Source organism: Paenibacillus jilunlii (assembly GCF_900102965.1).
Classification (GTDB): Bacteria; Bacillota; Bacilli; order Paenibacillales; family Paenibacillaceae; genus Paenibacillus_AQ; species Paenibacillus_AQ jilunlii.
Genome location: NZ_FNGM01000002.1, coordinates 472006 through 496952, shown reverse-complemented (window position 1 = coordinate 496952; position 24947 = coordinate 472006). Strand labels below are relative to the sequence as shown.

General features: G+C 51.8%; 22 protein-coding genes, 1 tRNA gene and 1 riboswitch. Of the genes, 21 read left to right on the top strand and 2 right to left on the bottom strand.

Translation table 11 applies throughout. From position 1 onward, the window contains the following. Window positions 1–10 precede the first annotated feature (10 nt). From trxB to BLQ82_RS06910, 12 genes are all read left to right on the top strand, one after another. The gene (gene trxB, locus BLQ82_RS06965; RefSeq protein WP_062523656.1) at window positions 11–964 is read left to right on the top strand and encodes a thioredoxin-disulfide reductase; all 954 of its coding nucleotides are present in this window, start codon (window positions 11–13) and stop codon (window positions 962–964) included. Window positions 965–1038: 74 nt separating this feature from the next. Further along, a riboswitch (TPP riboswitch) is annotated at window positions 1039–1144 on the top strand. Window positions 1145–1361: 217 nt separating this feature from the next. After that, a complete protein-coding gene (gene thiC / locus BLQ82_RS06960) occupies window positions 1362–3056 on the top strand; it encodes a phosphomethylpyrimidine synthase ThiC (protein ID WP_062523655.1) in 1695 nt (564 codons plus the stop codon). Between the two features lie 231 nt (window positions 3057–3287). Continuing rightward, window positions 3288–3515 carry a DUF1858 domain-containing protein gene (locus BLQ82_RS06955; protein ID WP_062523654.1) on the top strand — a complete coding sequence of 76 codons (228 nt, stop codon included), beginning with the start codon at window positions 3288–3290 and terminating at the stop codon, window positions 3513–3515. A gap of 13 nt (window positions 3516–3528) precedes the next feature. Then, window positions 3529–4788, top strand: a complete 1260-nt coding sequence (locus BLQ82_RS06950) for a DUF438 domain-containing protein (protein WP_062523653.1) — start codon at window positions 3529–3531, stop codon at window positions 4786–4788. Window positions 4789–4982: 194 nt separating this feature from the next. After that, the gene (locus tag BLQ82_RS06945) at window positions 4983–5933 is read left to right on the top strand and encodes an ROK family glucokinase (protein ID WP_062523652.1); all 951 of its coding nucleotides are present in this window, start codon (window positions 4983–4985) and stop codon (window positions 5931–5933) included. A 46-nt stretch (window positions 5934–5979) separates the two neighbouring features. Continuing rightward, window positions 5980–6879: an RNase adapter RapZ gene (gene rapZ / locus BLQ82_RS06940; RefSeq protein ID WP_062523651.1), complete on the top strand. Its 900-nt coding sequence runs from the start codon at window positions 5980–5982 to the stop codon at window positions 6877–6879. Between the two features lie 56 nt (window positions 6880–6935). Beyond that, entirely contained in the window at window positions 6936–7871 is a 936-nt protein-coding gene (locus BLQ82_RS06935) for a gluconeogenesis factor YvcK family protein (RefSeq protein ID WP_167529903.1), read from the top strand. Window positions 7872–7906: 35 nt separating this feature from the next. Next, complete coding sequence (whiA, locus tag BLQ82_RS06930) at window positions 7907–8836, top strand: DNA-binding protein WhiA (RefSeq protein ID WP_020425594.1); 930 nt, start codon at window positions 7907–7909, stop codon at window positions 8834–8836. A 97-nt stretch (window positions 8837–8933) separates the two neighbouring features. Then, window positions 8934–9203 (top strand): HPr family phosphocarrier protein, encoded by a 270-nt coding sequence (locus BLQ82_RS06925; RefSeq protein WP_020425593.1) that lies wholly within the window; start codon window positions 8934–8936, stop codon window positions 9201–9203. A 196-nt stretch (window positions 9204–9399) separates the two neighbouring features. Further along, window positions 9400–10158 (top strand): SIMPL domain-containing protein, encoded by a 759-nt coding sequence (locus BLQ82_RS06920; protein ID WP_062523649.1) that lies wholly within the window; start codon window positions 9400–9402, stop codon window positions 10156–10158. 289 nt (window positions 10159–10447) lie between these two features. Beyond that, complete coding sequence (locus tag BLQ82_RS06915) at window positions 10448–11548, top strand: PdaC/SigV domain-containing protein (protein WP_062523648.1); 1101 nt, start codon at window positions 10448–10450, stop codon at window positions 11546–11548. A 131-nt stretch (window positions 11549–11679) separates the two neighbouring features. Then, complete coding sequence (locus BLQ82_RS06910; protein WP_062523647.1) at window positions 11680–12318, top strand: GDSL-type esterase/lipase family protein; 639 nt, start codon at window positions 11680–11682, stop codon at window positions 12316–12318. Window positions 12319–12392: 74 nt separating this feature from the next. Here the strand turns inward: BLQ82_RS06910 and clpP are convergent, their stop codons facing one another. Beyond that, the gene (gene clpP / locus BLQ82_RS06905; protein WP_025704350.1) at window positions 12393–12989 is read right to left on the bottom strand and encodes an ATP-dependent Clp endopeptidase proteolytic subunit ClpP; all 597 of its coding nucleotides are present in this window, start codon (window positions 12987–12989) and stop codon (window positions 12393–12395) included. 193 nt (window positions 12990–13182) lie between these two features. Further along, window positions 13183–13257 (bottom strand) — tRNA-Arg (locus tag BLQ82_RS06900). 332 nt (window positions 13258–13589) lie between these two features. On the opposite strand from BLQ82_RS06900, the gene BLQ82_RS06895 reads away from it, so the two are divergent. The 9 genes from BLQ82_RS06895 to rnr all read left to right on the top strand — a co-directional run bounded on the left by BLQ82_RS06895 (window position 13590) and on the right by rnr (window position 24593). Continuing rightward, window positions 13590–14642: a sugar-binding transcriptional regulator gene (locus BLQ82_RS06895; protein ID WP_062523646.1), complete on the top strand. Its 1053-nt coding sequence runs from the start codon at window positions 13590–13592 to the stop codon at window positions 14640–14642. 116 nt (window positions 14643–14758) lie between these two features. After that, window positions 14759–15769 carry a type I glyceraldehyde-3-phosphate dehydrogenase gene (gap, locus tag BLQ82_RS06890; RefSeq protein ID WP_025704348.1) on the top strand — a complete coding sequence of 337 codons (1011 nt, stop codon included), beginning with the start codon at window positions 14759–14761 and terminating at the stop codon, window positions 15767–15769. Window positions 15770–15880: 111 nt separating this feature from the next. Then, window positions 15881–17062, top strand: a complete 1182-nt coding sequence (locus BLQ82_RS06885) for a phosphoglycerate kinase (RefSeq protein WP_062523645.1) — start codon at window positions 15881–15883, stop codon at window positions 17060–17062. Window positions 17063–17095: 33 nt separating this feature from the next. Next, window positions 17096–17851, top strand: coding sequence for a triose-phosphate isomerase (gene tpiA, locus BLQ82_RS06880; protein ID WP_062523644.1), 756 nt, complete (start codon window positions 17096–17098; stop codon window positions 17849–17851). 2 nt (window positions 17852–17853) lie between these two features. Further along, window positions 17854–19398, top strand: a complete 1545-nt coding sequence (gene gpmI / locus BLQ82_RS06875) for a 2,3-bisphosphoglycerate-independent phosphoglycerate mutase (RefSeq protein WP_062523643.1) — start codon at window positions 17854–17856, stop codon at window positions 19396–19398. 57 nt (window positions 19399–19455) lie between these two features. Beyond that, the gene (eno, locus tag BLQ82_RS06870) at window positions 19456–20742 is read left to right on the top strand and encodes a phosphopyruvate hydratase (protein WP_062523642.1); all 1287 of its coding nucleotides are present in this window, start codon (window positions 19456–19458) and stop codon (window positions 20740–20742) included. Between the two features lie 109 nt (window positions 20743–20851). Beyond that, window positions 20852–21118 (top strand): YesK family protein, encoded by a 267-nt coding sequence (locus BLQ82_RS06865; RefSeq protein ID WP_082722676.1) that lies wholly within the window; start codon window positions 20852–20854, stop codon window positions 21116–21118. A gap of 142 nt (window positions 21119–21260) precedes the next feature. After that, on the top strand, window positions 21261–21494 hold the full coding sequence (secG, locus tag BLQ82_RS06860) for a preprotein translocase subunit SecG (RefSeq protein WP_020425581.1): 234 nt from the start codon (window positions 21261–21263) through the stop codon (window positions 21492–21494). A 252-nt stretch (window positions 21495–21746) separates the two neighbouring features. Then, window positions 21747–24593: a ribonuclease R gene (gene rnr / locus BLQ82_RS06855; RefSeq protein ID WP_062523682.1), complete on the top strand. Its 2847-nt coding sequence runs from the start codon at window positions 21747–21749 to the stop codon at window positions 24591–24593. Window positions 24594–24947: the final 354 nt, after the last annotated feature.

The window sequence follows — 24947 nt, the reverse complement described above, 5'->3', positions numbered from 1 at the left end:
GGATATACTCATGTACAAAACAATTGTAATCGGAACAGGCCCGGCAGGACTGACTGCCGCGATTTACCTGGCACGTGCCAATCTCAGCCCCCTTGTCATTGAAGGCTTGCAGCCGGGAGGACAATTGACTACAACGACAGAGGTAGAGAACTTCCCTGGTTTTCCTGACGGCATCCTGGGTCCGGATTTGATGGATAATATGCGTAAGCAGGCAGAGCGCTTCGGGGCTCAATTTAAGAATGGCTGGGTGGAAGCTGTGGACTTCTCGCAGCGCCCATTTAAGATAACCGTGGATGGCATGGGTGTGCTGGAAGCAGAGTCCGTAATTATTTCGACCGGAGCTTCGGCGAGGTACCTGGGCATCCCGGGAGAGCAGGATAATGTCGGACGCGGGGTCAGCACCTGTGCAACCTGCGACGGGTTCTTCTTCCGCGGCAAAAAGATTGTAGTGGTTGGCGGCGGCGACTCCGCCATGGAGGAAGCAAGCTTCCTGACGCGGTTCGCTTCCAGTGTGACCCTGGTCCACCGCCGTCCGGAGCTGCGCGCTTCGAAGATCATGCAGGACCGTGCGCGGGAGAACAGCAAGGTCGCCTGGGCACTGAACCGCACCCCGCTAGAAGTCGCTGTCGGAGATACCGGGGTGAAGGGACTGAAGGTCCGCAACAATGAGACGGGAGCTGAAGAGCTTGTGGAGGCGGACGGCGTATTTGTCGCTATCGGCCACACACCGAACACGGCCTTCCTGGGCGGCCAGATCACTACCGATGCCAACGGCTATATCGTGGTGAAACCGGGAACCACAGAAACCAATATTCCGGGCGTGTTTGCTTGCGGCGATGTGCAGGATACCCGTTACCGCCAGGCGATCTCGGCTGCCGGGACCGGCTGCATGGCCGCCATGGATGCCGAGAAATATCTGGAAGGCTCGATGGTGCATGACTGGAGCGAAACGCTGGATAAGTAACGGAGGCGTTCAGTCAGCAAAATTTTTTATTGACACAAAATACCACTCCATGTAAATTGTATTTAATTAGATAAGATACCCACTAGGGGAGCCTGAATAGGCTGAGACGGGATAAGTGATTCCCGGACCCTTGAACCTGATCTGGATCATACCAGCGTAGGAAAGTGGAGTCGGACCTTTTTTAGCGCAGCCTTCTTTTGGCTGTTCCTGAATAAAGCCGCTCCAGGTGGAGCGGCTTTTTGAATTATAAGAATTTATAGGCTTTGTGCTATGAATTATCCTTTTAATTCTCGCTGAAACGGTACCTTCCTTATCCAAGGACGGGGCAGCCGTTTCTGCCTGCTGCGTGATTATCTTATCTGCACATTGCTCATAGAGCACAAAGGAGGAGATAAGAATGTCAGATTCAGTAAAGAAGGAAGAGGTTAATCTTTCAGGATTCCCCGCGAGCCGCAAGGTATATGTAGAGGGCTCACGCCCGGACATTCAGGTACCGATGCGTGAAATCTCTCTCAGCCGGACCGAGGGCGTGGCGGGAGAGGCGGATAATGCGCCACTGCGCGTGTATGATACCAGCGGGATTTATACTGACGCCGGACAAGAGACCGATATCCGCAAGGGTCTCCCGCCGCACCGCTTATGCTGGATTGCGGAACGCGGAGATTCGGAAGAATACGCCGGGAGAGCTGTGCAGCCCGGAGATAACGGCAGGACTGCGGACGGATCGCCGGCAGAAGGTTTTTCCGGCTTGCAGCGGCGCCCGTTAAGAGCGCGTGAGGGCCGCAATGTCACCCAGCTCCACTATGCGCGGCAGGGGATCATTACACCGGAAATGGAGTATATCGCCATCCGTGAGAATACCCGGCCTGAATTCGTAAGGGACGAGGTCGCGGCAGGCCGGGCCATTATCCCGTCCAATCTCAACCATCCCGAGAGTGAACCGATGATCATCGGGCGTAATTTCCTGGTCAAGATCAATGCGAACATTGGGAATTCCGCCGTGTCTTCTTCCATTGAAGAGGAAGTGGAGAAGATGAGGTGGGCAACGCGCTGGGGGGCCGATACGATTATGGACCTCTCCACCGGCGCAAAAATCCATGCCACCCGCGAATGGATTATCCGCAACTCGCCGGTTCCAATCGGCACAGTGCCCATCTACCAGGCTCTGGAGAAGGTAAAAGGAATAGCTGAGGATTTGACCTGGGAGCTGTACCGCGACACACTTATTGAACAGGCGGAGCAAGGTGTGGATTACTTCACCATTCATGCCGGGGTGCTGAAGCGCTATATTCCGCTTACCGCTGGCAGAATGACCGGAATTGTCTCACGGGGCGGTTCCATTATGGCGGCCTGGTGCCTTGCCCATGATCAGGAGAACTTTTTATATACACATTTTGAGGATATTTGCGAGATTATGAAAACTTATGATGTGGCCTTTTCCCTGGGAGACGGGCTACGCCCGGGCTCCATCGCCGATGCCAATGACGAGGCTCAATTTGCTGAGCTAGAAACGCTTGGAGAGCTGACGGCGCTGGCCTGGAAGCATGATGTTCAGGTGATGGTGGAAGGTCCAGGCCATGTGCCGATGCACAAGATCAAGGAGAATATGGATAAGCAGCTGGAGCTTTGCCAGGAAGCCCCTTTTTACACCCTCGGTCCGCTGACTACGGATATTGCCCCCGGCTATGACCATATTACATCGGCAATTGGTGCGGCTATGATCGGCTGGTTCGGGACAGCGATGCTCTGCTATGTTACCCCGAAGGAGCATCTGGGCCTACCGAACAAGAACGATGTGCGCGAAGGTGTCATTACCTACAAAATCGCTGCACATGCCGCTGATTTGGCCAAGGGACATCCGGGCGCACAGGACCGGGACAACGCACTCTCCAAGGCGCGGTTCGAGTTCCGGTGGCGTGACCAGTTCCACTTGTCGCTGGACCCGGAACGTGCGCTGGAGTACCATGATGAGACGCTTCCGGCGGAAGGCGCCAAGACAGCGCATTTCTGCTCGATGTGCGGCCCGAAATTCTGCAGCATGCGGATCTCGCACGATATCCGCAATTCGTCCAGGCTAAGCAGAATGCTGTAACCTGCAACAACCGTTCCGAGAGGCTGTTTCCGACGCTGTAACATGCGGAGGAGGCAGCTTTTTTCTATAGATGTTTCATTCCGTATCCACGTGGCAAACCAATTGTTTGTCAGCTTAATTAAGTTTGTAATTTTGTGATTGCAATCACAATCCTTCCCTGTACCCTATGCTAAGCTGGTGTTGAGAAAGGTTATCAATTAGCCCGGGGTTAAGCTGCAGGAGGAGAGCGCAATGAGCAAAAGCCTTAACATGGATGAGTCCATATTTGAGCTGGTCAGCCGTTATCCGGAGGTCGTAGATATTATGGTGGAGCTGGGGTTCCGCGATATCACCAAGCCAGGCATGCTGCAGACGGCAGGCCGGTTCATGACCCTGTCCAAAGGAATCACAATGAAAAAAATGGATCGCGAAACCGTCCGGCAAGCTTTTCAGCGCCATGGCTTCGAGATTATTCAATAGAGGAGAGAATACAATGAGCGAACTGATTAATAACCGGGAAGTGGATGTTCCCGAGCAGACACGCCGCCAAGCCATGCTTAGGGAAATAATCAAGGAGCTGCATGCCGGAAAAAGCGTGGAGGAAGTCAAAGCACGTTTTGCAGAAGCGGTAGGTGATGTTACAGTCGCGGAAATCTCGGCCATGGAGCATTCACTGATGACAGAAGAGGGGATTCCTGTAGAGGAGGTGCAGCGACTGTGCTCTGTGCACACGGCCATTTTCAAAGGGTCCATCCAGGAGATTCACCGTTCCAATAAACCGGAGGAACAGCCGGGGCATCCCGTGCATACCTTCAAGCTGGAGAACCGCGAGATTGAACGTCTTGTGAACTTCCGCCTTCAGCTTCATACTGATAAATTCCTAAGAAGCGGCACGGAAGAGATGAAGTTCAAGCTGCTGGAGGATCTGAGCCTGCTGCTCGATCTCGACAAGCACTACAGCCGCAAAGAGAATCTGCTGTTTCCCTACCTTGAGAAGTACGGCATCTATGGGCCTACCAAGGTGATGTGGGGAGTGGATGATGGTATCCGCAGTATGATCAAGCAGGCAAAAGCCGCGCTTGGTTCTTATAACGGGGAGGCCGAGGAACTTGGTGCTCTGCTGGCGAACATTATTCAGGAAGTCAATGAAATGATCTTTAAAGAAGAGAATATCCTGCTGCCGATGGCGCTCGATAAGCTGACTGAGGATGAATGGGTCAAAATCGCCCGCGAAAGCGATGAAATCGGCTTCTGCCTGGCTGCACCGGAGCGCGAATGGATTCCTGAGCGTGTTGCAGAGCCGGAGGGTGCCGCAGCGCCAGCGCAAGAGGGAGGAGTGGCTCCTCAGGGCTTTATCCGCTTCGAGACGGGCTTGTTGTCACTGCATCAGCTGGAAACGGTGCTGAACCATTTGCCGGTCGACCTGACGTTTATTGACGAAAATGACGTAGTCCGCTACTTCTCGCATGGTAAAGAGCGTATTTTTGCCCGCACCAAGGCGGTCATTGGACGCACCGTGCAGAACTGCCATCCGCCGCAAAGCGTGCATGTGGTAGAGAAGCTATTGGCGGATTTCAAGGCAGGCCGCAAGGATGCTGAGGATTTCTGGATTGCCATCAAAGATAAATTTATCTACATCCGTTATTTCGCTGTCCGTGATGAAGCGGGACAATACATGGGCACGCTTGAATTCACCCAGAATATCGCACCGATCCGCGCACTGGAGGGACAAAAACGGATTTTGTCGGAATAGCGTAAATTTCATACATCTGGAGAAACGGAAGCTGCCTCTTTTGGAGGACGGTCAAGCCGTTTCTTTTTGCATAAAAAAATACCAGCCGCCTTATATAGCCGGGTGTGCCGCCTTTCCTTGACCGCAGGGGTACCTTCTATTATAGTGGGTACGTAGGATTAACTATTTTAGCATAGAAAAAGGTGGCTTGTTACATGTCTGAAAGTATCTACGTTGGCGTTGACTTAGGTGGAACCACGATTAAGGTTGGAATCTGCAATGCCGAAGGGAACCTGCTGCATACCTATGAGGGGCCTACGGGGACTGCGGATGGCGTCGATGCCGTCATCGATAATATCGAAAAGTATGTGCGTCAGATTGTGGAGGACTCCCCGTATTCTTGGGATCAGCTTGCCGGTGTAGGAGCGGGCCTGGCCGGGTTTACGAATATTCGTGAAGGAATTATCATCCTTGCGCCTAACATAGGTTTTAGAGATGTGCCGATCCGGTCCATTCTGGAAGGTCGTTTGAACAAGCCAGTCAAAATAGACAATGACGCCAATGTGGCTGCACTGGGCGAGGCCTGGAGCGGCGCAGGACGCGGTGTGGAGAACTGTGTGTGCTACACGCTGGGCACCGGTGTCGGCGGCGGGATCATTATTAACGGCAAGGTGTATCAAGGGTTTGCAGGACTTGCAGGCGAGCTTGGGCATATTTCTGTAGTGCCTGACCTGGAAGCTATTCAATGCGGCTGCGGCAATATGGGCTGCTTGGAAACGGTTTCCTCTGCTACGGGTATTATCCGCATGGCTAAAGATGCTGTAAGCCGCGGCGACCGCACTTCGCTGTCCGTGGTAGAGAAGATCGCAGCCAAAGAGGTATTTGATGCAGCGAAGGCCGGAGACGAAGTGGCTCTGCGGATTGTGAACCGTGCTGCCTTCTATTTGGGCAAATCCATGGCTGCTGTTGCAGCAGTGCTGAATCCCGAAGTGTTTATCGTTGGCGGCGGTGTCTCCAAAGCCGGAGACATTCTCTTTGACGAGGTCCGCCGCGTGTTCGCCAAGCTGGCTCCGGCCCCACTGCAGACCGGTGTGACCATCGTGCCTGCCGAGCTGGGGAATGATGCGGGTATTATTGGTGCCGCAGGTCTTTTGCTGCGTTCTTAAGCAGCGGGAATTATTCATATACTTTGGATAGGGAGGGGGCGCTTCGATGACCGAATTGGAACAATCACCGCCCGGTGGAGCCACCCTGATTATTATTACGGGCATGTCAGGTGCAGGCAAGACAATTGCTGTACAGAGCCTGGAAGATCTTGGATTCTTCTGTGTGGATAATTTGCCGCCGGTGCTGATTCCCAAATTCGCCGAGCTGATTGAGCAGTCGAAGGGGAAAATCGCCAAGGTAGCGCTGGTTATCGATTTGCGCGGCAGAGAGTTTTTCACAGCTTTGTCGGAATCGCTAGCCTATATCAAGGATGAATCTACGATCGCCTTCGAAATTCTGTTCCTGGATGCAACGGATTCCGTACTGGTACAGCGTTACAAAGAGAGCCGGCGGCATCATCCGCTGGCACCCAAAGGCATGCCGCTTGACGGCATCCGTCTGGAACGCCAAATGCTGGAGGAGCTGAAGAATTCAGCCACCTTGTGTTTGGATACCAGCAGCATGAAGCCGGTTCAGCTGAAGGAAAGGATCGTATCGCGCTTTTCCCATTTGGGCAAAAGCATGCTTTCCGTCAACATCACCTCGTTTGGCTTCAAATATGGGATTCCGATCGACGCAGACCTCGTGTTTGATGTCCGCTTTTTGCCTAATCCGCATTACGTGGATCAGCTGCGGCCTAAGACGGGCCAGGACAGCGAGGTTTATGATTATGTCATGAAATGGCCGGAAACACAGGTATTTCTGACTAAATTGCTGGATATGCTTCATTTCCTCATTCCGCAATACCGGAAAGAAGGCAAGTCCCAGATTATTATCGGCATTGGCTGCACAGGCGGCAAACACCGCTCTGTGGCCATCTCCGAATATTTGGGCAAAATGCTGGGGGTTAGCGAGACGGAATCGGTAGCAGTCAGCCACCGGGATTCCGAGCGTGACCGGCATTAAGAGAGAAGGGATCAATAGTGGCTGAAGAACAAGGACAGCGTCCGCGTATTGTCGTCATGGGCGGGGGTACGGGGTTGTCTGTTATGCTTCGCGGTTTGAAGGAAAAGCCGCTTGATATTACAGCGATAGTAACTGTAGCGGATGACGGGGGAAGTTCCGGCATACTGCGCAGTGAACTGCAAATGCCGCCCCCCGGTGATATCCGCAATGTACTGACAGCAATGGCTGATGTAGAACCGCTTATGGCCCAGATCATGAGATACCGTTTCAGCAGCGGTGAAGGGTTAGCCGGGCACAGCCTGGGGAATCTTATTTTGGCGGCGCTTACGGATATCTCCGGCGATTTCGTTACTGCAGTCCGGGAGCTTAGCCGGTTATTCGCCGTGCGCGGCCGGGTGCTGCCTGCTGCTGGTGAAGCTGTAGTGCTGCATGCCGAGATGGCCGACGGCTCTATTATCACTGGGGAGTCCAAGATTCCGGAAGCCCGCGGTGTCATCAGACGGGTCTTCCTGGAGCCGGAGGATGTTGAGCCGCTGCCAGAGGCCTTGGAGGCGATCCGCAATGCCGACGCCATCCTGTGCGGCCCGGGCAGCCTGTATACGAGTATCCTGCCCAATCTGCTTGTACCTAAGCTGGCGGAGGCCATTGTAGCCTCGGATGCGATCAAAATTTTTGTCTGCAACGTGATGACCCAGCCCGGAGAAACGGACAACTATACCGTCAGTGACCACCTTCAAGCTGTTTATGATCATGTTGGATTGCATTTATTCGATTATGTGATCGTGAACGACGGGGAGATACCCGAACAGGTTCAGGTCAAGTATGCTGAAAAGGGTGCCCGTCCGGTACAGCTTGACCGTGACATCGTGGATGGCAACGGGTATAAGGTTATTGCTGACAAGCTGGTATTATTCAAGACCTATCTGAGGCATGATACAGATAAGCTCAGTCATCATATTTACCAGCTTGTGCAGGACTGGACTTCAAGATAAGTTTATTCTTTAGGAACATGAAAGAGGTGAGCCCCTTGTCTTTTGCGGCCCTTACCAAAAAAGAGCTGACGATGGTGGAGAGCCAGCCTTGCTGCGAGAAAGCGGAGATGTCCGCGCTGATCCGGATGAACGGTTCAGTGCAGCTTTCAAGCAAAAAGGTAGTTCTCGACATTTCGACGGAGAACGCCGCGATTGCAAGGCGGGTATATTCTTTACTTAAGAAATATTACCAGGTCCATATCGAGCTGCTCGTGCGTAAAAAAATGCGTTTGAAGAAGAATAACGTTTATATTGTCCGAATTCCAAGCCGTGTCCAGGAGATTCTTAAGGACCTGCGGATCGTCTCCGAGGGCTTCATCTTCACCGATGGGATCGATCCGGAGATTATCGGCAAGAACTGCTGCAAGCGCGCTTATCTGCGCGGGGCATTTATGGCTGGAGGGTCGGTCAACAATCCGGAAGGATCTTCCTACCATCTGGAGATCGCTTCGATGTATGAGGAGCACTGCAAGGCTCTGGTGGAGCTGGCGGGTGAGTTTCATCTGAATGCCCGCTGCATCGAGCGTAAAAAGGGCTTCATTCTGTACATCAAGGAAGGCGAGAAGATTATCGAGTTCCTGAGTCTGATCGGCGCCCATCAAGCGTTGTTCAAGTTCGAGGATGTGCGGATTATGCGCGATATGCGCAATTCCGTTAACCGGATCGTCAACTGCGAAACGGCCAACCTCAACAAGACCATCAGCGCGGCCGTGCGGCAGATCGAGAATATCAAGCTGCTGCAGCGTGAAGTGGGACTGGAAAGTCTGCCGGATAAGCTGCGCGAGGTAGCCGAGATCAGACTGGCACACCCGGATATTAACCTTAAGGAAGTCGGCGAAATGCTGAAGGGTACGGTCAGTAAATCCGGGGTAAACCACCGTCTGCGCAAAATTGACGAGCTGGCGGATAAGGTCCGAGGGGGCTGAATATTTTTTTTCTAGTGTGGTTGAGGTTATAATGATATAATATTATAAAATTAATGTGAAATTTTTGGGCAGATCTCAAATAGGGGGTAAGCGTTTCATGACAAAGCACCCGGTAGTTGTACGGTTGAAGACGGGGCTTCACGCTCGGCCGGCAGCATTGTTCGTGCAGGAAGCTAACAAATTCTCGTCGGAGATTTTCGTGGAAAAAGACGATAAAAAAGTGAACGCTAAAAGCATCATGGGTATTATGAGCCTGGCGATCAGTTCCGGCACGGAGATTTTTATCAGCGCGGATGGCGCCGATGCGGATCAAGCTGTAACCGCTTTGACAAGTCTTGTCAGCAAAGAAGAGCTTGAGAACCAGTAATTTGTTGCAGGACCGTACTTTTAAATGGTGTGACGAAAGGCCCCTTCGGGGCTTTTTTTAATATCCGGGTATAGACAAGCCTTTGTGGGGAATAAATTTTTTTGAAGCAACTGATAGCCGCTATGCAACTTTTGCCAAGCCACTCCGTCTAGAGAGTACCAACAACAATTACAATTAACGAAAGGGGATGGCAAACATGAAGGCATGGAGCAAAAAGCTCGGAGCAGTAATGCTGGCAGGAAGTTTGATGATTGGAGGTATGGCTTTGGGCGGAGTGATTCAAGGTCCTGAAAAGGCTTACGCCGCCGAGGATGTCCAGAGAAACGTTGTGAGTGTCGTCGGCAAGGGTGAACTTTCGCTCAAGCCGGATGTCGTCTATCTGTCCATCGGGGTTAACGCTACGGCAGCAACGGCAGAAGAAGCACAGAAGACCATTGGAGCCAAGATTAGTAAGATTTCAGCATTGCTGAAGACGACTTGGGGCATTGCAGACAAGGACATTCAGAGCACACAATTCATCGTGCAGCCGAACTACACTTATACTGAAAAAGAGGGTCAACAGATCAAGGGCTATATTGCCCAGCATTCGCTGAAGGTCACCTATCGTGATCTGAACAAGGTTGGACAGCTGCTCGATGCAGCTTCCGCGGCAGGAGCGAACAACATCGGAAATACCCAATTTGCCATCGAAGATCCTTCCGCCTTAGAAGCACAGGTGATTGAGAAAGCTATGGCGAATGCGGATGCAAAAGCCGGAGTCATTGCCAAAGCAGCTAAGCGGAGCCTGGGCCAGGTGATTACGGTCACTCAGAGCGATGATGGTAATCATCCGGTCGTGTATATGGAGAATGCAGCGATGGCCAAATCATCGGCAGATGCAGCCGGCGGCACCTACGTTGAACCCGGGGAAGTCAGAGTCTCAACCCAGCTTAGCGTAATGTATGAGCTGAAATAAACAAAACTCCTAAGAGGCGCTTCTTCTGCTGGGTACAGCGGAGAGCAGTGCCTCTTTTTATATGTTTGCTGCGATGGTTGCGAAATCTATCATTTTGTTTAAAGAAATGTAATAAGCAGACCTGAAATCACCGGCGAAGCTTAAAAAATTGTAAAGGGCTTTGTAACAACCGCTATACCAATTATCTTTATAATGGGTAGAGTGAATGGGGGGCAGCAAGCAGGCTGTTACCCGATATTATGGAGATCACATCAAGACTATCAACATACCAGCGGAAGGGGATACTATTATGAAGAACATCAATAAGAAGCAGGCCCGTAAATGGGGCGCAGGCATTGTGGCCGCAGGAATTTTGCTCAGCGGAGGGCTGTTGCCCGCCGAGGCCGGCCAGGCTGCAGCAGCGGCGGTGCAGTCCAAAGCCGATCAATCCCTGGTTGTGCTGAAGGTGAACGGGACGATCACCCCGCAGACCGGTATTGTGCGGGAGGGTAAAGTCTGGGTTCCGGTCACTTTTCTGCGGGATGCCCTGGGCATGCCTTTTACCTATGATAAAGCGGAAAAAGCTTATACGATCGGCAAAGGAACATCTAAGGTTAAGCTGACAGTCTCCGAGTACGAGAATTCAATCTCGGTCAACAACTTTTATCTTAATGAGTATGAAGGCAAAAATATCAATAACCGGCTGTTCGTTCCGTTTGACCTGGTCAGCGATTTTCTGGGATACAAAGGGGATTGGAACGCGGCTTCGGGCCGGCTGAATGTGGTCAGCAAACCGCAAAATGCGATCACCATCAAGACGGAGAGCATCGTCAAGGACCATAAAGACGCACCGGTCAAGCTGGATTACCCGCAAGTGTCCGGACTGGCGAATGCCGCGGCGCAGAAAACGATCAATGACACGATCAAGCAGACCTTTACCAAGTTTGCAGCCGAAGCGGAAAAAGAAATTGCGAACAAATCTTCAGATGACCGGCCATATGAGTACGACGGCGGATACGTGGTCACTTACAACCAGGACGGTATTCTAAGTCTCATTACGCAGCAGTATGAGTATACCGGAGGGGCTCATGGCATGACCTACCGCAATTCGTTCACCTTCTCTCTGAAGGACGGCAAACGTCTGCTTATCGGGGATGTGCTGAAGGCCAACCCTAACTACAAAAAAGAGCTGAATGCCAAGCTGTCCAAGCTGATTAAGGCGGACGGCGGCTACCTTGGCGGTTTCAACGGCCTTAACACAGAGAAGAACTTTTACGTGAAAGACGGGAAGATGGTCGTCTTCTTCCAACTTTATGAATACACTGCATATGCTGCCGGATTCCCTCAGTTTGAGTTCACCTTTAAGGAATTGCTGCCGGCCGGCAGCAGCCCGTTCGCGGGGTTGAAATAGAACAATTTCTGATAAAAAGGACAGCTTAGCCCGCTCCGCAGATGCCGTGTATGGACACCTTCCGGTTACCTAATGCCTTTCCTGTTCATAAGCTAAAGAGAAACCAGCTTATTGCGGGGAGGAAAAAAGAGATGAGCTATCAGTACACGGCCATTGGCGATTCCTTGACGACCGGATTCGGGGCGCTGCCTGGCAACGGATTTGTGCCGGTGTACCGCAGAATGGCTGAGGGACGGCTGCGTGTGCCCGTCGGGGCTGTGAATCTTGGCATCAATGGATTAACTACGGCTGCGCTGGAGCAGCGTCTGAACAGGGACCCCATATTCCGCCAATCCCTCCGGGATGCAGAGATCATTACTATGTCGATCGGCGGGAACGATCTGATCAGGGCAGCCAAAGCTGTGTCATTTCGTCCGCGTGACCTGTCTCCTGCGCTGGCACGGGCGCTTCGCGAATGCAAAAGAAATTTCGGTGAGATTATGGGTTCGCTCCGGCAATTGAAGAACGGCAGCCGCCTGCCCTACATCATCCGTATAGTAGGACTTTATAATCCCTATCCTCAGCTAACGGAAGCGACAGACTGGGTGCGCCAGTTTAACGCCTTTGCTGCAGGCTACAGCAGCAGTGTATGCGGGTTTGCCTCCATTTATCATGAGTTTGCCGGCAATGAGCGGAGTCTGCTGTCCCTGGATCATGTGCATCCGAATGGAAGAGGTTACCGTGTAATTGCCGGTAAACTGGATTCTCTGGGGTACGGGCGGCTGGGATGACATACAGTAACGCAGACACAGAAGAGGCTGCACCAGACCAATGGTCTGGGCAGCCTCTTTGTGATGCGCTTGAATTATACGCCTGAAGGAAGTGTCTTCTCAATAACCTTATCGACAATGCCATATTCAGCTGCATCAACAGCACTCATGAAGTAGTCGCGGTCTGTATCCTTCTCAATGCGTTCCAGCGGCTGGCCGGTACGTTCTGCCAGGATACGGTTCAGCTTGTCGCGAAGCTTAAGGATACGGCGGGCCCGGATTTCGATGTCCGTAGCCTGTCCTTGAGCACCGCCCAGCGGCTGGTGAATCATAATCTCACTGTTTGGCAGCGCGAAGCGTTTGCCCTTGGCACCGGCATTCAGCAGGAAGGCTCCCATGGATGCGGCCATGCCCACACAAATCGTGGAAACATCCGGTTTGATGTACTGCATTGTATCAAATATAGCCATTCCGGCTGTAATGGAACCGCCAGGGCTGTTCACATACAGGTGAATGTCCTTATCCGGATCCTCAGCAGCCAGGAAGAGCATTTGTGCGATGATGGAATTGGCTACCACGTCATTAACCTCCGTTCCGAGGAAAATGATGCGGTCCTTCAGCAGGCGGGAATAGATGTCATAAGCGCGCTCGCCGCGGTTGCTCTGTTCTACTACCATAGGAATATAACTCACGTGGAAAACCTCCTTGAATTGGTTCTTCGAATGTGTTCATTGTTACTGTTACCGTAATAACCACATGATAAACAAATTCAAACAAAAAGTCAAAGAAAGTCAAACTTAGTTAATAAAAAAAGAGCCAATCAGCGGCTCTTTGGTTAAATACTATAAGTGGATGCTGCTAAAATATGTACAAAAAAGAAATTAATGGCGCGCCCGCCAAGAATCGAACTTGGATCTCAGGCTTCGGAGGCCTACGTCATATCCATTGGACCACGGGCGCAACAAAAATTATTATAATCTATTTATGGCTCAATTGCAACGGATTAATTCTGCTGCTGCAAAAATATCTTCTTCAGGCCCTCCATTGGTGTCTATCAGCGTTGTGAAGGTAGTTTGGACCGGGCTTATATATGCGGGTCGCAGGACTTTCAGCACTTTCCTTCATGGGGCAGATGTATAAGATGAAAAGAGGTTGAGAATTATACTCTCGGAAGACTTGCACTCCGCGTGATATTTGGGTAGAATATGGGTGGGACTTAAAAAGTTAACCCGGGACGTTTTAAGACCATGGACAAGGGAATAAGAGGAAGACGAAGTTGCAGGAGTGAAAGCATGCGTAATTTATTAGAAATCCAAAAGCAGCTTCTGCCTGATCTCATGGAAACCCTTAAGAGACGTTACACGATTCTGCATCAGATCATGCTGTCCGATATTATTGGGCGCAGAACGCTGGCCGCTTCGCTTGATATGACCGAGCGGGTACTGCGCGCCGAGACGGATCTTCTGAAATCGCAAGGGCTCATTGAGATCGAGAGCGTAGGCATGCGCGTAAGCGATGCCGGACGCAGACTGCTTGACCTGCTGGAGCCAATCGCCAAGAGCCTGTTTGGCCTGGATGATCTGGAGGAGAAAATTCGTACAACGTATGGTCTGAACAAAGTTATTGTTGTACCCGGTGATTGCGAAACGTCGCTGTTCACCAAGCGTGAACTGGGACGTGCGGGAGCCAAAGCATTGCTCGGCGTACTGCGTTCCGAAGATACTGTTGCCGTTACCGGGGGTTCAACACTCGCTGAAATGGCAGACCAGCTCACACCACCAATCCCCCTTTCCTATAAGAATGCCTGGGTTGTCCCGGCGCGTGGAGGGCTGGGTGAGAGCATGGAAATTCAGGCCAATACGATTGCTTCAACAATGGCCAAGAGGATTGGAGCCAATTACCGCCTCCTCCATGTACCTGATTTACTAAGTGAAGATGCGTACCAGTCATTGGCGCTTGACTTCAACATTGGGGAGATCGTGCAAATCATCCGCAGATCGCGTATTATTGTGCATGGTATTGGAGATGCCATTGAAATGACCCGCCGCCGTAAGCTGGATGAGGCCACCATCTCGGAAATCCGGGGAGAAGGAGCGGTTGCTGAATCGTTCGGCTATTATTTTAACGAAGAGGGTCAGGTTGTTCATACCATGCTGACTATGGGACTCCGTCTGGAAGATATTATCCGCACCGAAGTGGTTATCGGTATTGCCGGCGGCAAACGCAAGGCCAAGGCGATTCATGCAATGCTGCGCTTTGGACAGGAGGATATACTCGTTACCGATGAGGCGGCTGCTGTCGAAATTGGCAAGGAAATTGACAATCAGAATCATACGGCCCTATAGCTTCCAATATATGGGGAGCAAGCGAAGGTATTATGCATTATACTTAACATTGTTGTCTTGACAAGCTTAACGGCTTGTCTTGAATAAATAAAACGAAATCTAGGAGGAACTATTCAATGAGTGTAAAAGTTGGTATTAACGGTTTTGGACGTATTGGACGCCTTGCATTCCGCCGTATTCAAAATGTAGAAGGTATCGAAGTGGTAGCAATCAACGACTTGACTGATGCTAAGATGCTTGCTCATTTGCTTAAATATGATACAACTCAAGGTAAATTCCAGGGAGACGTTGAAGTACATGACGGCTTCTTCAAAGTGAACGGCAAAGAAGTTAAGGTTCTGGCGAACCGCAACCCGGAAGAACTGCCTTGGGGCGACCTCGGCGTTGACATCGTTCTGGAGTGCACAGGCTTCTTCACAACTAAAGAAGCAGCTGAGAAGCACCTGAAAGGCGGAGCTAAAAAAGTAGTAATCTCCGCTCCGGCTACCGGCGACATGAAGACCGTTGTATACAACGTTAACCATGACATCCTGGATGGTACTGAAACTGTAATTTCCGGCGCATCTTGCACAACTAACTGCCTGGCTCCAATGGCAAAAGTCCTGAACGACAAGTTCGGCATCGTTGAAGGCTTGATGACTACCATCCACGCTTATACTGGCGACCAGAACACACTGGATGCTCCACACGCTAAAGGCGACTTCAGACGCGCCCGCGCTGCTGCTGAGAACATCGTTCCTAACACCACTGGTGCTGCTAAAGCTATCGGTCTGGTAATTCCAGCACTGAAAGGCAAACTGGACGGCGCAGCACAACGTGTGCCTGTAGCTACCGGTTCCCTGACTGAGCTGGTTACTGTTCTTGAAAAGAACGTTACTGTTGAAGAACTGAATGCAGCTATGAAAGCAGCTTCCGATCCTGATACTTATGGCTACACAGAAGATGAAATCGTATCTTCCGACATCAAAGGAATGACTTTCGGTTCCCTGTTCGATGCTACACAGACTAAGGTTATGACTGTTGGCGACAAACAACTGGTAAAAACCGTTGCTTGGTACGACAATGAAATGTCCTACACTGCACAGCTCGTTCGCACTTTGGAACACTTCGCTAAGCTGGCTAAGTAATATCGATTTCCCATAAGCGGCATCTATAGAGCGGAAACAGAAGTTCCTTGTTTCCGCTCTTTCTAAATGGATTCGTGAATGACCAATTTTGGGTGTGGAGGAAAAGTAATCATGAACAAAAAAAGTGTCCGTGATGTAGAAGTAAAAGGCAAACGCGTATTTGTGCGTGTCGATTTCAACGTGCCAGTGGAAGACGGGAAGATCACTGATGATACCCGTATCCGCGAAACCCTTCCAACGATTAAATACCTGATTGAGAACGGTGCAAAGGTCATTCTGGCCAGCCACATGGGCCGTCCTAAAGGCCAATTCGTAGATTCCATGCGTCTTACTGTTGCTGCTGTGCGTCTGTCCGAGCTGCTCGGCAAACCGGTGGCTAAGGCTGATGAAGCAATCGGCGAAGCTGTAAAAGCAAAAATCGCTGAACTGAAAGATGGCGATGTGCTTGTGCTTGAGAATGTCCGCTTCTATCCGGGCGAAGAAAAGAACGATCCTGAACTGGCTAAGCAGTTCGCAGAACTGGCTGACCTTTTCGTCAATGACGCATTTGGCGCGGCTCACCGTGCACATGCCTCCACAGAAGGCATCGCTCACTTCCTGCCGGCTGTATCGGGCCTGCTGATGGAGAAAGAACTGAATGTTCTGGGCAAAGCTCTTTCCAATCCGGAACGTCCTTTCACTGCCATCATCGGCGGATCTAAAGTGAAAGACAAAATTGACGTTATCGACAACCTGCTGACTCTGGCTGACAACGTTCTGATCGGCGGCGGCCTGTCCTACACGTTCACCAAAGCTCAAGGTTACGAAATCGGTAACTCGCTGGTAGACAACGATAAGATCGATGCGGCTCTCGGATTCATCGAGAAGGCCAAAAAACTGGGCAAAAACTTCGTACTTCCGGTTGACGTTGTTGTTGCTGACAAGTTCGGTGCGGATGCCAACACCAAAATTGTAGATGTAACGGATATCCCGGCTGGCTGGGAAGGTCTGGACATCGGTCCTAAAACTCGTGAAATTTATGCCGACATCATCAAAAACTCCAAACTGGTGGTTTGGAACGGACCGATGGGCGTATTCGAAATCGATATTTTTGCCGAAGGTACAATCGCTGTAGCCAAGGCTTGCGCGACTACAGAAGGCTACACTGTCATCGGCGGCGGAGATTCCGCAGCTGCAGCAGAGAAATTCCACCTGGCTGACCAAATGGATCACATTTCCACTGGCGGCGGCGCATCACTGGAGTTCATGGAAGGCAAAGCGCTCCCTGGCGTTGAAGCACTGAACGACAAGTAAGACGTAGAAGGTAGAAGGAGGCAATTCATTACTATGAGCAGAACACCTATTATCGCCGGTAACTGGAAGATGTTCAAAACAGTTCCCGAAGCGGAAGGCTTTTTCGCTGAAGTCAAAGGCCAGGCCGAAGTGAAAGGCGTAGAGACCGTAATCTGCGCGCCGTTCACGAACCTGCCTGCACTGGTTGCAGCGGCAAAGGGCACCAGCATCAAGATTGGCGCACAGAACCTGCACTTCGAAGATAACGGAGCCTACACAGGCGAAATCAGCGGCGTAATGCTGAAGGACCTTGGCGTAGATTATGTGATCATCGGCCACTCCGAACGCCGTGCATACTTTGGCGAAACGGACGAAATCGTGAACAAGAAGATGCATGCGGCATTCCGCCACGGCATTACTCCAATTGTCTGTGTAGGCGAAAAGCTCGAAGAGCGTGAAGCTGACCAGACGAAAGCTGTCTGCAAAGTTCAAACCGAAGGCGCGTTTGCCGGCCTTAGTGCTGAACAGGCGGCAAGTGTTGTCATTGCCTATGAGCCTATCTGGGCTATCGGAACAGGCAAATCCTCCACTTCCCAGGATGCTAACGAAGTTATCGCCTATATCCGTACGCTTGTAAAAGACCTGTACGATGAGGCGACGGCTGAAGCAGTACGTATCCAATACGGAGGCAGTGTGAAGCCGGAGAATGTTACGGAGTACATGAGTCAAAGCGACATCGACGGCGCGCTCGTCGGCGGTGCCAGCCTGCAGCCTGCTTCGTTCGTTTCATTGGTTGAGGGGGCGAAGTAAGGATGTCAGCACCCAAACCTGTTGCTTTGATCATCATGGATGGTTTCGGTCTGCGCAATACGACTGAAGGCAACGCTGTTGCCCAAGCCAACAAACCGAACTATGACCGTTACCTGAAGCAGTATCCGAACACCACGCTGACCGCTTGCGGCGAAGCTGTGGGTCTGCCGGAAGGACAGATGGGTAACTCCGAAGTGGGTCACCTTAACATCGGAGCCGGCCGGATTGTGTACCAGGACCTGACCCGTATCGACAAGTCGATTCGTGACGGGGAATTCTTTGAGAACGAAACTCTGGTTGCCGCTGTAAGAAGCGCCAAGTCAACCGGGAAAAAGCTTCACCTGTATGCGCTGGTATCCGACGGAGGGGTACATAGCCATATTAGTCATTTGTTTGCCATGCTCGATCTGGCCAAGAAAGAAGATATGCACGAAGTGTATATCCACGCTTTCATGGATGGACGCGATGTACCTCCTGACAGCGGACAGAAGTTCGTTCAGGATCTGATCGCCAAGATTGAGGAAGTAGGCGTAGGCAAGATCGCTACAGTATCCGGACGTTATTTCGCGATGGACCGTGACAAACGCTGGGAACGTGTAGAGAAGGCTTACCGCGCGATGGTTTACGGCGAAGGACCGCAATATACCGACGCACTGCAGGCGATCACTGCATCCTACCAGAACTCTGTGTACGATGAATTTGTTGAGCCTAGCGTGATTGTGAACAGCGAAGGCAAACCGACAGCGACTGTAGAGAGCGGCGATTCCGTCGTATTCCTCAACTTCCGCCCGGACCGTGCCATTCAGCTGTCGCAGGTATTCACGAACTCGGATTTCCGCGGCTTCGACCGGGGTCCCTTGTTCCCGCAAAACCTGCATTTTGTATGCTTGACTACCTTCAGTGAAACGGTTCAGGGCTACGTGGCATACTCGCCGAAGAACCTGGACAATACGCTGGGTGAAGTGCTTGTGCAGCAGAATAAGAAGCAGCTGCGTATCGCGGAAACCGAAAAATATCCGCACGTAACCTTCTTCTTCAGCGGCGGACGTGATGAGGAGCTTTCAGGCGAAACCCGCATCCTGATCAACTCCCCGAAAGTGGCAACCTATGATCTTAAGCCGGAGATGAGCGCATACGAAGTGGCGGCGGCCTGCGTAGCGGAAATCGAAGCGGACAGACAGGATGCCATTATCCTTAACTTTGCGAACCCTGATATGGTAGGACACTCCGGCATGCTGGAACCAACCATCAAGGCTGTAGAAGTTACGGATGAGTGCGTGGGCAAGGTTGTGGATGCAGTAGTTGCCAAAGGCGGCGTTGCCATCATCATTGCCGACCACGGTAATGCGGATATGGTGTTTGACGAGCAGGGACGTCCGTTCACGGCTCACACCACCAACCCGGTTCCTTTCATCGTAACGACTGAAAATGTTGTACTGCGTGAATCCGGTATTCTCGCAGATGTGGCACCTACAATCTTGGATCTGATGGGACTTCCGCAGCCTGCGGAAATGACCGGACAATCCATGATTGCCAGCCGCAAATAAGCAGTACCCGGCAATATCTGCAAGACTATAACCGATATTAAAAGGAGATTAACTTACATGACTATTATTTCTGATGTGTACGCTCGCGAAGTCCTCGACTCCCGTGGTAACCCTACTGTAGAGGTTGACGTTTATCTGGAATCCGGTGCTAAAGGCCGCGCAATCGTTCCTTCCGGCGCTTCCACTGGCGCTCACGAAGCTGTAGAGCTTCGTGACGAAGACAAAAACCGCTACCTGGGCAAAGGCGTTCTGAAAGCTGTTGAGAACGTGAACGAGATCATTGCTCCAGAAGTAATCGGTATGGACGCTCTTGACCAGCTGGGCATCGACAAACTGATGATCACCCTGGATGGCACTCACAACAAAGGCAAATTGGGTGCGAACGCAATTCTGGCAGTATCCATGGCCGTAGCCCGGTCTGCAGCAGCAGCTCTGGATGTGCCTTTGTATGTATACCTGGGCGGATTTAACGCGAAACAGCTTCCAGTTCCAATGATGAACATCGTGAACGGCGGCGCACATGCCGACAACAACGTTGACGTACAAGAGTTCATGGTTCTGCCGGTTGGTGCACCTAGCTTCAAAGAAGCTCTGCGTACAGGCGCTGAAATCTTCCACGCTCTGAAATCCGTACTGAAAGGCAAAGGCCTGAACACTGCAGTTGGCGACGAAGGCGGATTCGCTCCTAACTTCACTTCCAATGAAGATGCATTGTCCTCCATCATGGAAGCTATCGAAAAAGCCGGCTACAAACCAGGCGTTGATGTATTCCTGGGTATGGACGTTGCTTCTACCGAGTTCTTCAAAGACGGTAAATACCACCTGGAAGGCGAAGGCAAATCCTTCACTCCAGCTGAATTCGTTGACCTGCTCACTTCTTGGGCTGACAAATACCCAATCATCACCATCGAAGATGGCTGCTCCGAAGATGACTGGGAAGGCTGGAAACTGCTCACTGAAAAATTGGGCAACAGAATCCAGCTCGTTGGTGATGACCTGTTCGTAACCAACACTGAACGTCTGAACAAAGGGATCGAAGAAGGCATTGGTAACTCCATTCTGATCAAAGTTAACCAAATCGGTACTTTGACTGAAACTTTCGATGCGATTGAAATGGCAAAACGCGCAGGCTACACTGCTGTAATCTCCCACCGTTCCGGTGAGTCCGAAGACAGCACTATCGCTGATATCGCCGTGGCAACCAATGCCGGCCAGATCAAAACAGGTGCTCCTTCCCGTACAGACCGTATCGCTAAATACAACCAATTGCTCCGCATCGAAGATGAACTGGGTGAATTGGCTCAATACAACGGCCTGAAATCCTTCTACAACCTCAAAAGATAATTGCTTTTGAGCTAAGCTTTCTAAAGAGTCTGCCTTATGGGCAGGCTCTTTTTTGCATCCTATCCGCTGAGAAGGTATTCTATAATAGTATATAAATGGAAGGAGTGGGATGATGAACGCCGTTATAGCCGGTATAGGGGTTGGAGTGCTCCTGGTACTGATCAGCTGGTTGCTGTCCCGAAGCGGACACCAGATGAAGGGCATTGTTTTTTATCCAGGGTTGATAGGGTTAATAGGCGGTGTTGTTTTGCTGGTTTGCAGCTTTTCCGTAATTGGAGGCTGGGAGGGAATCGGATATGCCTTCTTTTCCGTGCCTATTATTGTGATCTCCTTGCTGCTATTGCTGTTTCTGGGCTCGTTCAAGAGACAAACCTGAGAAATCACTAAAGTTATAAGGAGATCTCGGTTTGTATAGTTGTATTCGTTCTATGGCTATGATAAAATTAAAATGCTGTTTATGAAACGTAAAACTTAAATTAGCATAGATAGTGATGCTTGGACGTAGGAGGTGGAAGTGAATGGATATCTTTTTGAAAGTATTGCTCCTGATTTTTTCCGTCGGTCTAATTGCGGTCGTTCTTCTGCAAAAAGGGAAAAGCGCAGGTCTTTCCGGTGCCATCTCCGGCGGTGCTGAGCATCTCTTTGGTAAAACAAAAGCACGTGGTATGGAACTCGTACTGCAGCGTGTAACAGTTGGACTGGCAGCAGGATTTTTCATTATGTCAATTCTTGTGGCCGTTCTGGTTGACTAGATAGCTTACATTAAGCCTTTGCTCTGTTCTGAATGGAATGGGGCAGAGGCTTTTTTATTTTGAATAAGTAAATATTGTGTTTCCGTTAACCTTCGGTTGATCATTACAGGGATGCCTGGGATTAATTTCGTGTATACTAGGGTATGAGTATATATAGGTAAAATTTACTGGAATACACACAGGCATTATAGGACAAGACATACATATATGCCAGCGGTATACGAAATGCTGCGGAGGGCCGAGGTGACGAAGTTGATAACACAGGAACAATTACTGAATTTTATGCGGGAGACCGCTTATAAGCCGCTCACTTATGACGAACTGGTGAGCCATTTCGCATTAGAGGACAGCGAGTCGTTCAAAGCGTTCGAGGAACTGCTGCTTGCACTTGAGCAGGATGGAAGAATGATACTAACCCGGAATGCCCGCTATGGGGTACCGGAACGAATGGATTTGGTGCGGGGACGTGTACAGGCTCATGCGAAAGGGTTTGCTTTTCTGATTCCCGATGACCGTGATCATCCCGATATTTATATTAATGCCAATGATCTGAAAGGTGCGATGAACGGCGATATCGTGCTGGTGCGCATTACCTCGCGAAGCCCGTCCGGCGGGCGTATGGAAGGCGAAGTTGTGCGGATCGTCAAAAGAGGGGTGCTGCAGACTGTGGGTGTGTTCCAGAGCCTGGAGACCTATGGTTTTGTGCTGCCTGATGATAAGCGGATTAACCGGGATATTTTTATTCCAAAGCAATCCTTCAAGGGTGCGGTTGACGGGGAAAAGGTCGTTGTCCGCATTGTAAATTACCCGGAAGGCCGGGCTGCGGCGGAGGGGGAAATCATAGAGATCCTGGGCCATAAAGATGATCCGGGTGTAGATATTCTGTCGGTGATCCGGAAGCATCAGCTCCCGGAGGCTTTTCCGGCTGAAGTGATGCGTGAAGCGGAGCAGGCTCCTGACTCAATCACGGAGGAAGAAATTATCCAGCAGGGACGCCGCGATCTGCGCGGGCTGAACATTGTCACTATTGACGGCGCGGACGCCAAGGATCTGGATGATGCCGTGAACGTATCGCGTCTGGAGAACGGCCACTACAAGCTGGGCGTTCATATTGCGGACGTCGGTTATTATGTGCGTGAAGGGTCTGAGCTAGATAAGGAAGCTTTTGACCGCGGGTGCAGCGTGTATCTGGTGGACCGGGTTATCCCGATGCTGCCGCATCGTTTGTCGAACGGCATCTGCAGCTTGAATCCCAAGGTGGACCGGCTGACGATGTCCTGTGAGATGGAATTCGACGAGCATATGAAGGTCGTGAAGCATGATGTCTTTACGAGCGTTATCCGTACGAAGGAAAGAATGACCTACTCGGATGTCCGCAAAATCGTTGAAGACGAAGATCCCGAGCTGCTGGAGCGTTATAGTCCGCTGATTGAGGATTTCCGCCTGATGAAAGAGCTGGCGATGAAGCTGCGTGGTGCGCGGATGCGCCGAGGTGCAGTTGATTTCGACTTCGAAGAGAGCAAAATTATCGTCGATGAGAACGGCAAGGCTATAGATATCGTGAAACGCGAGCGTTCCGTGGCCGAGCAGATTATCGAGGAGTTCATGCTGGCGGCTAACGAAACTGTCGCAGAGCATTTCCACTGGCTGAAGGTGCCGTTCCTGTACCGGATTCACGAGGATCCGGACCCGGAGAAGCTGCAGAACTTCATGGCTTTTGCGGCGAACTTTGGCTATCATGTCAAAGGCCGGGGCAATTCGGTGCATCCGCGCGCGCTGCAGGATCTGCTGGAGCAGATCCAAGGGACGAAGGAACAGACCGTCATCAGTACCATGATGCTGCGCTCCATGAAACAGGCGAAGTATGATGCGGAGAGCACAGGCCACTTCGGGCTGGCAGCGGAATTTTATTCCCATTTCACATCGCCGATCCGGCGGTATCCCGACCTTGTTATTCACCGCGTCATGCGGGAGGTTATTGAGAACGGCGGAGCGCTGACAGAGAAACGCCATGAATATCTCTCCAGCCGGATGCCGGAGATCGCCCAGCAGTCCTCTGAACGCGAACGTGTAGCGGTAGAGGCTGAACGGGATACGGAGCAGCTCAAGAAAGCTGAGTTTATGCAGGACAAGGTTGGCGAGGAATTCGACGCCATGGTCAGCAGCGTAACCAGCTTCGGGATGTTCATCGAGCTGGAAAATACCGTCGAAGGCTTAATCCGCCTCAGCGCGCTAAGCGATGATTATTACCACTTCGACGAAGCCCATATGGCGCTCATTGGCGAGCGCACCTCGAAGGTGTTCCGTATTGGCGACGAGGTGAAGATCCGTGTCGCCAAGGTCAACATGGACGACCATACGATTGACTTCGAGCTGGTCGACATGAAGCCGCGCGCGGCAGGCGAGCACCGCAGTTATGGCGGGCGCGGCGGCAAGGGTGGCCGCACGGGCGGCGGCTTCGCCAAGCCGCCGGGAGCCAAAGCCGGCGGCAAGGGCCGCGCCGGCGGGAAAGGCAAGCCCGGCAGCGCAGCAGCGGGCCGGGGCAAGGCCGGCGGCGCAGCACATGCCGGCAAGGGCAAGGCCGGCGCGGTGGCACGCGCCGGGGAAGCTCCCCGCGCAGCGGAGGAAGCCAGCGGCGGTGCGCCGGCTGGCGGCCGCGGCAAGCGCGGGGGCGGCGGCCCGGCAGAGGCAGCGCGCCGGGCCTTCGCGGCCGTGAACCGCGGCGAGGCTGGCGGTGCCGGCGCGGCGCGGGAGCGGGACCGCAGCGGCGGGCGTAGCCGCAGCGGTGAGGCCGGAGGCGGTGCCGGGGGACGCGGCATCAGCTTCGGCTTTGGCTCCGGCAAGGGCGGCTATGGCGCCCCCACCGGCGGAGCAGAGCAGGCCAGCGAACTGCGCGGCGTGGACGCCAGCACGCGGTTCCGCAGCCGCGAGGATCTCGGCAGCGGGGCAGCGGCCAGCGGCGGCGAAGGCAAGAGCCGCCGCAAAAAGAAGAAAAAGGGCGGCGTCTTCATCAGCCCTTCCGTAACGCCGGGCAGCGACAAGAGCGGCAACGCTGAGGGCAGCGGCCGCCGGAAGAAGAAGAAAAAAACACAAGAGTAAACCGGGTACAATAAGAGGCACTGCTTCCTGTGTGAGGGAGCAGTGCTTTTTTTGTCGGATTCAATTGCCTTTTACAAACTAGTGCTGGCGAAAAAGTAAGGGAACAACCGCTAGTTGGAAAAAGGGAGCTTATTTCTCCCCAAAATCAACAATTGTGAGATTGAAGTGGAAAAAGGAAACTTAATTGGGCTATATTACATCGTCAGGAGCGAAATGTGCTGAATTAGTGATCCTTTTTCCAACTTAGGCTGCGGAGAGCAGGGTGTTCAAGCAAATTAGTGACCCTTTTTCCACTGGGAATTTCCGTAGGATTTATGAAAGGTCTCCAGACAACGCTTAACTGAAATCAAAAAC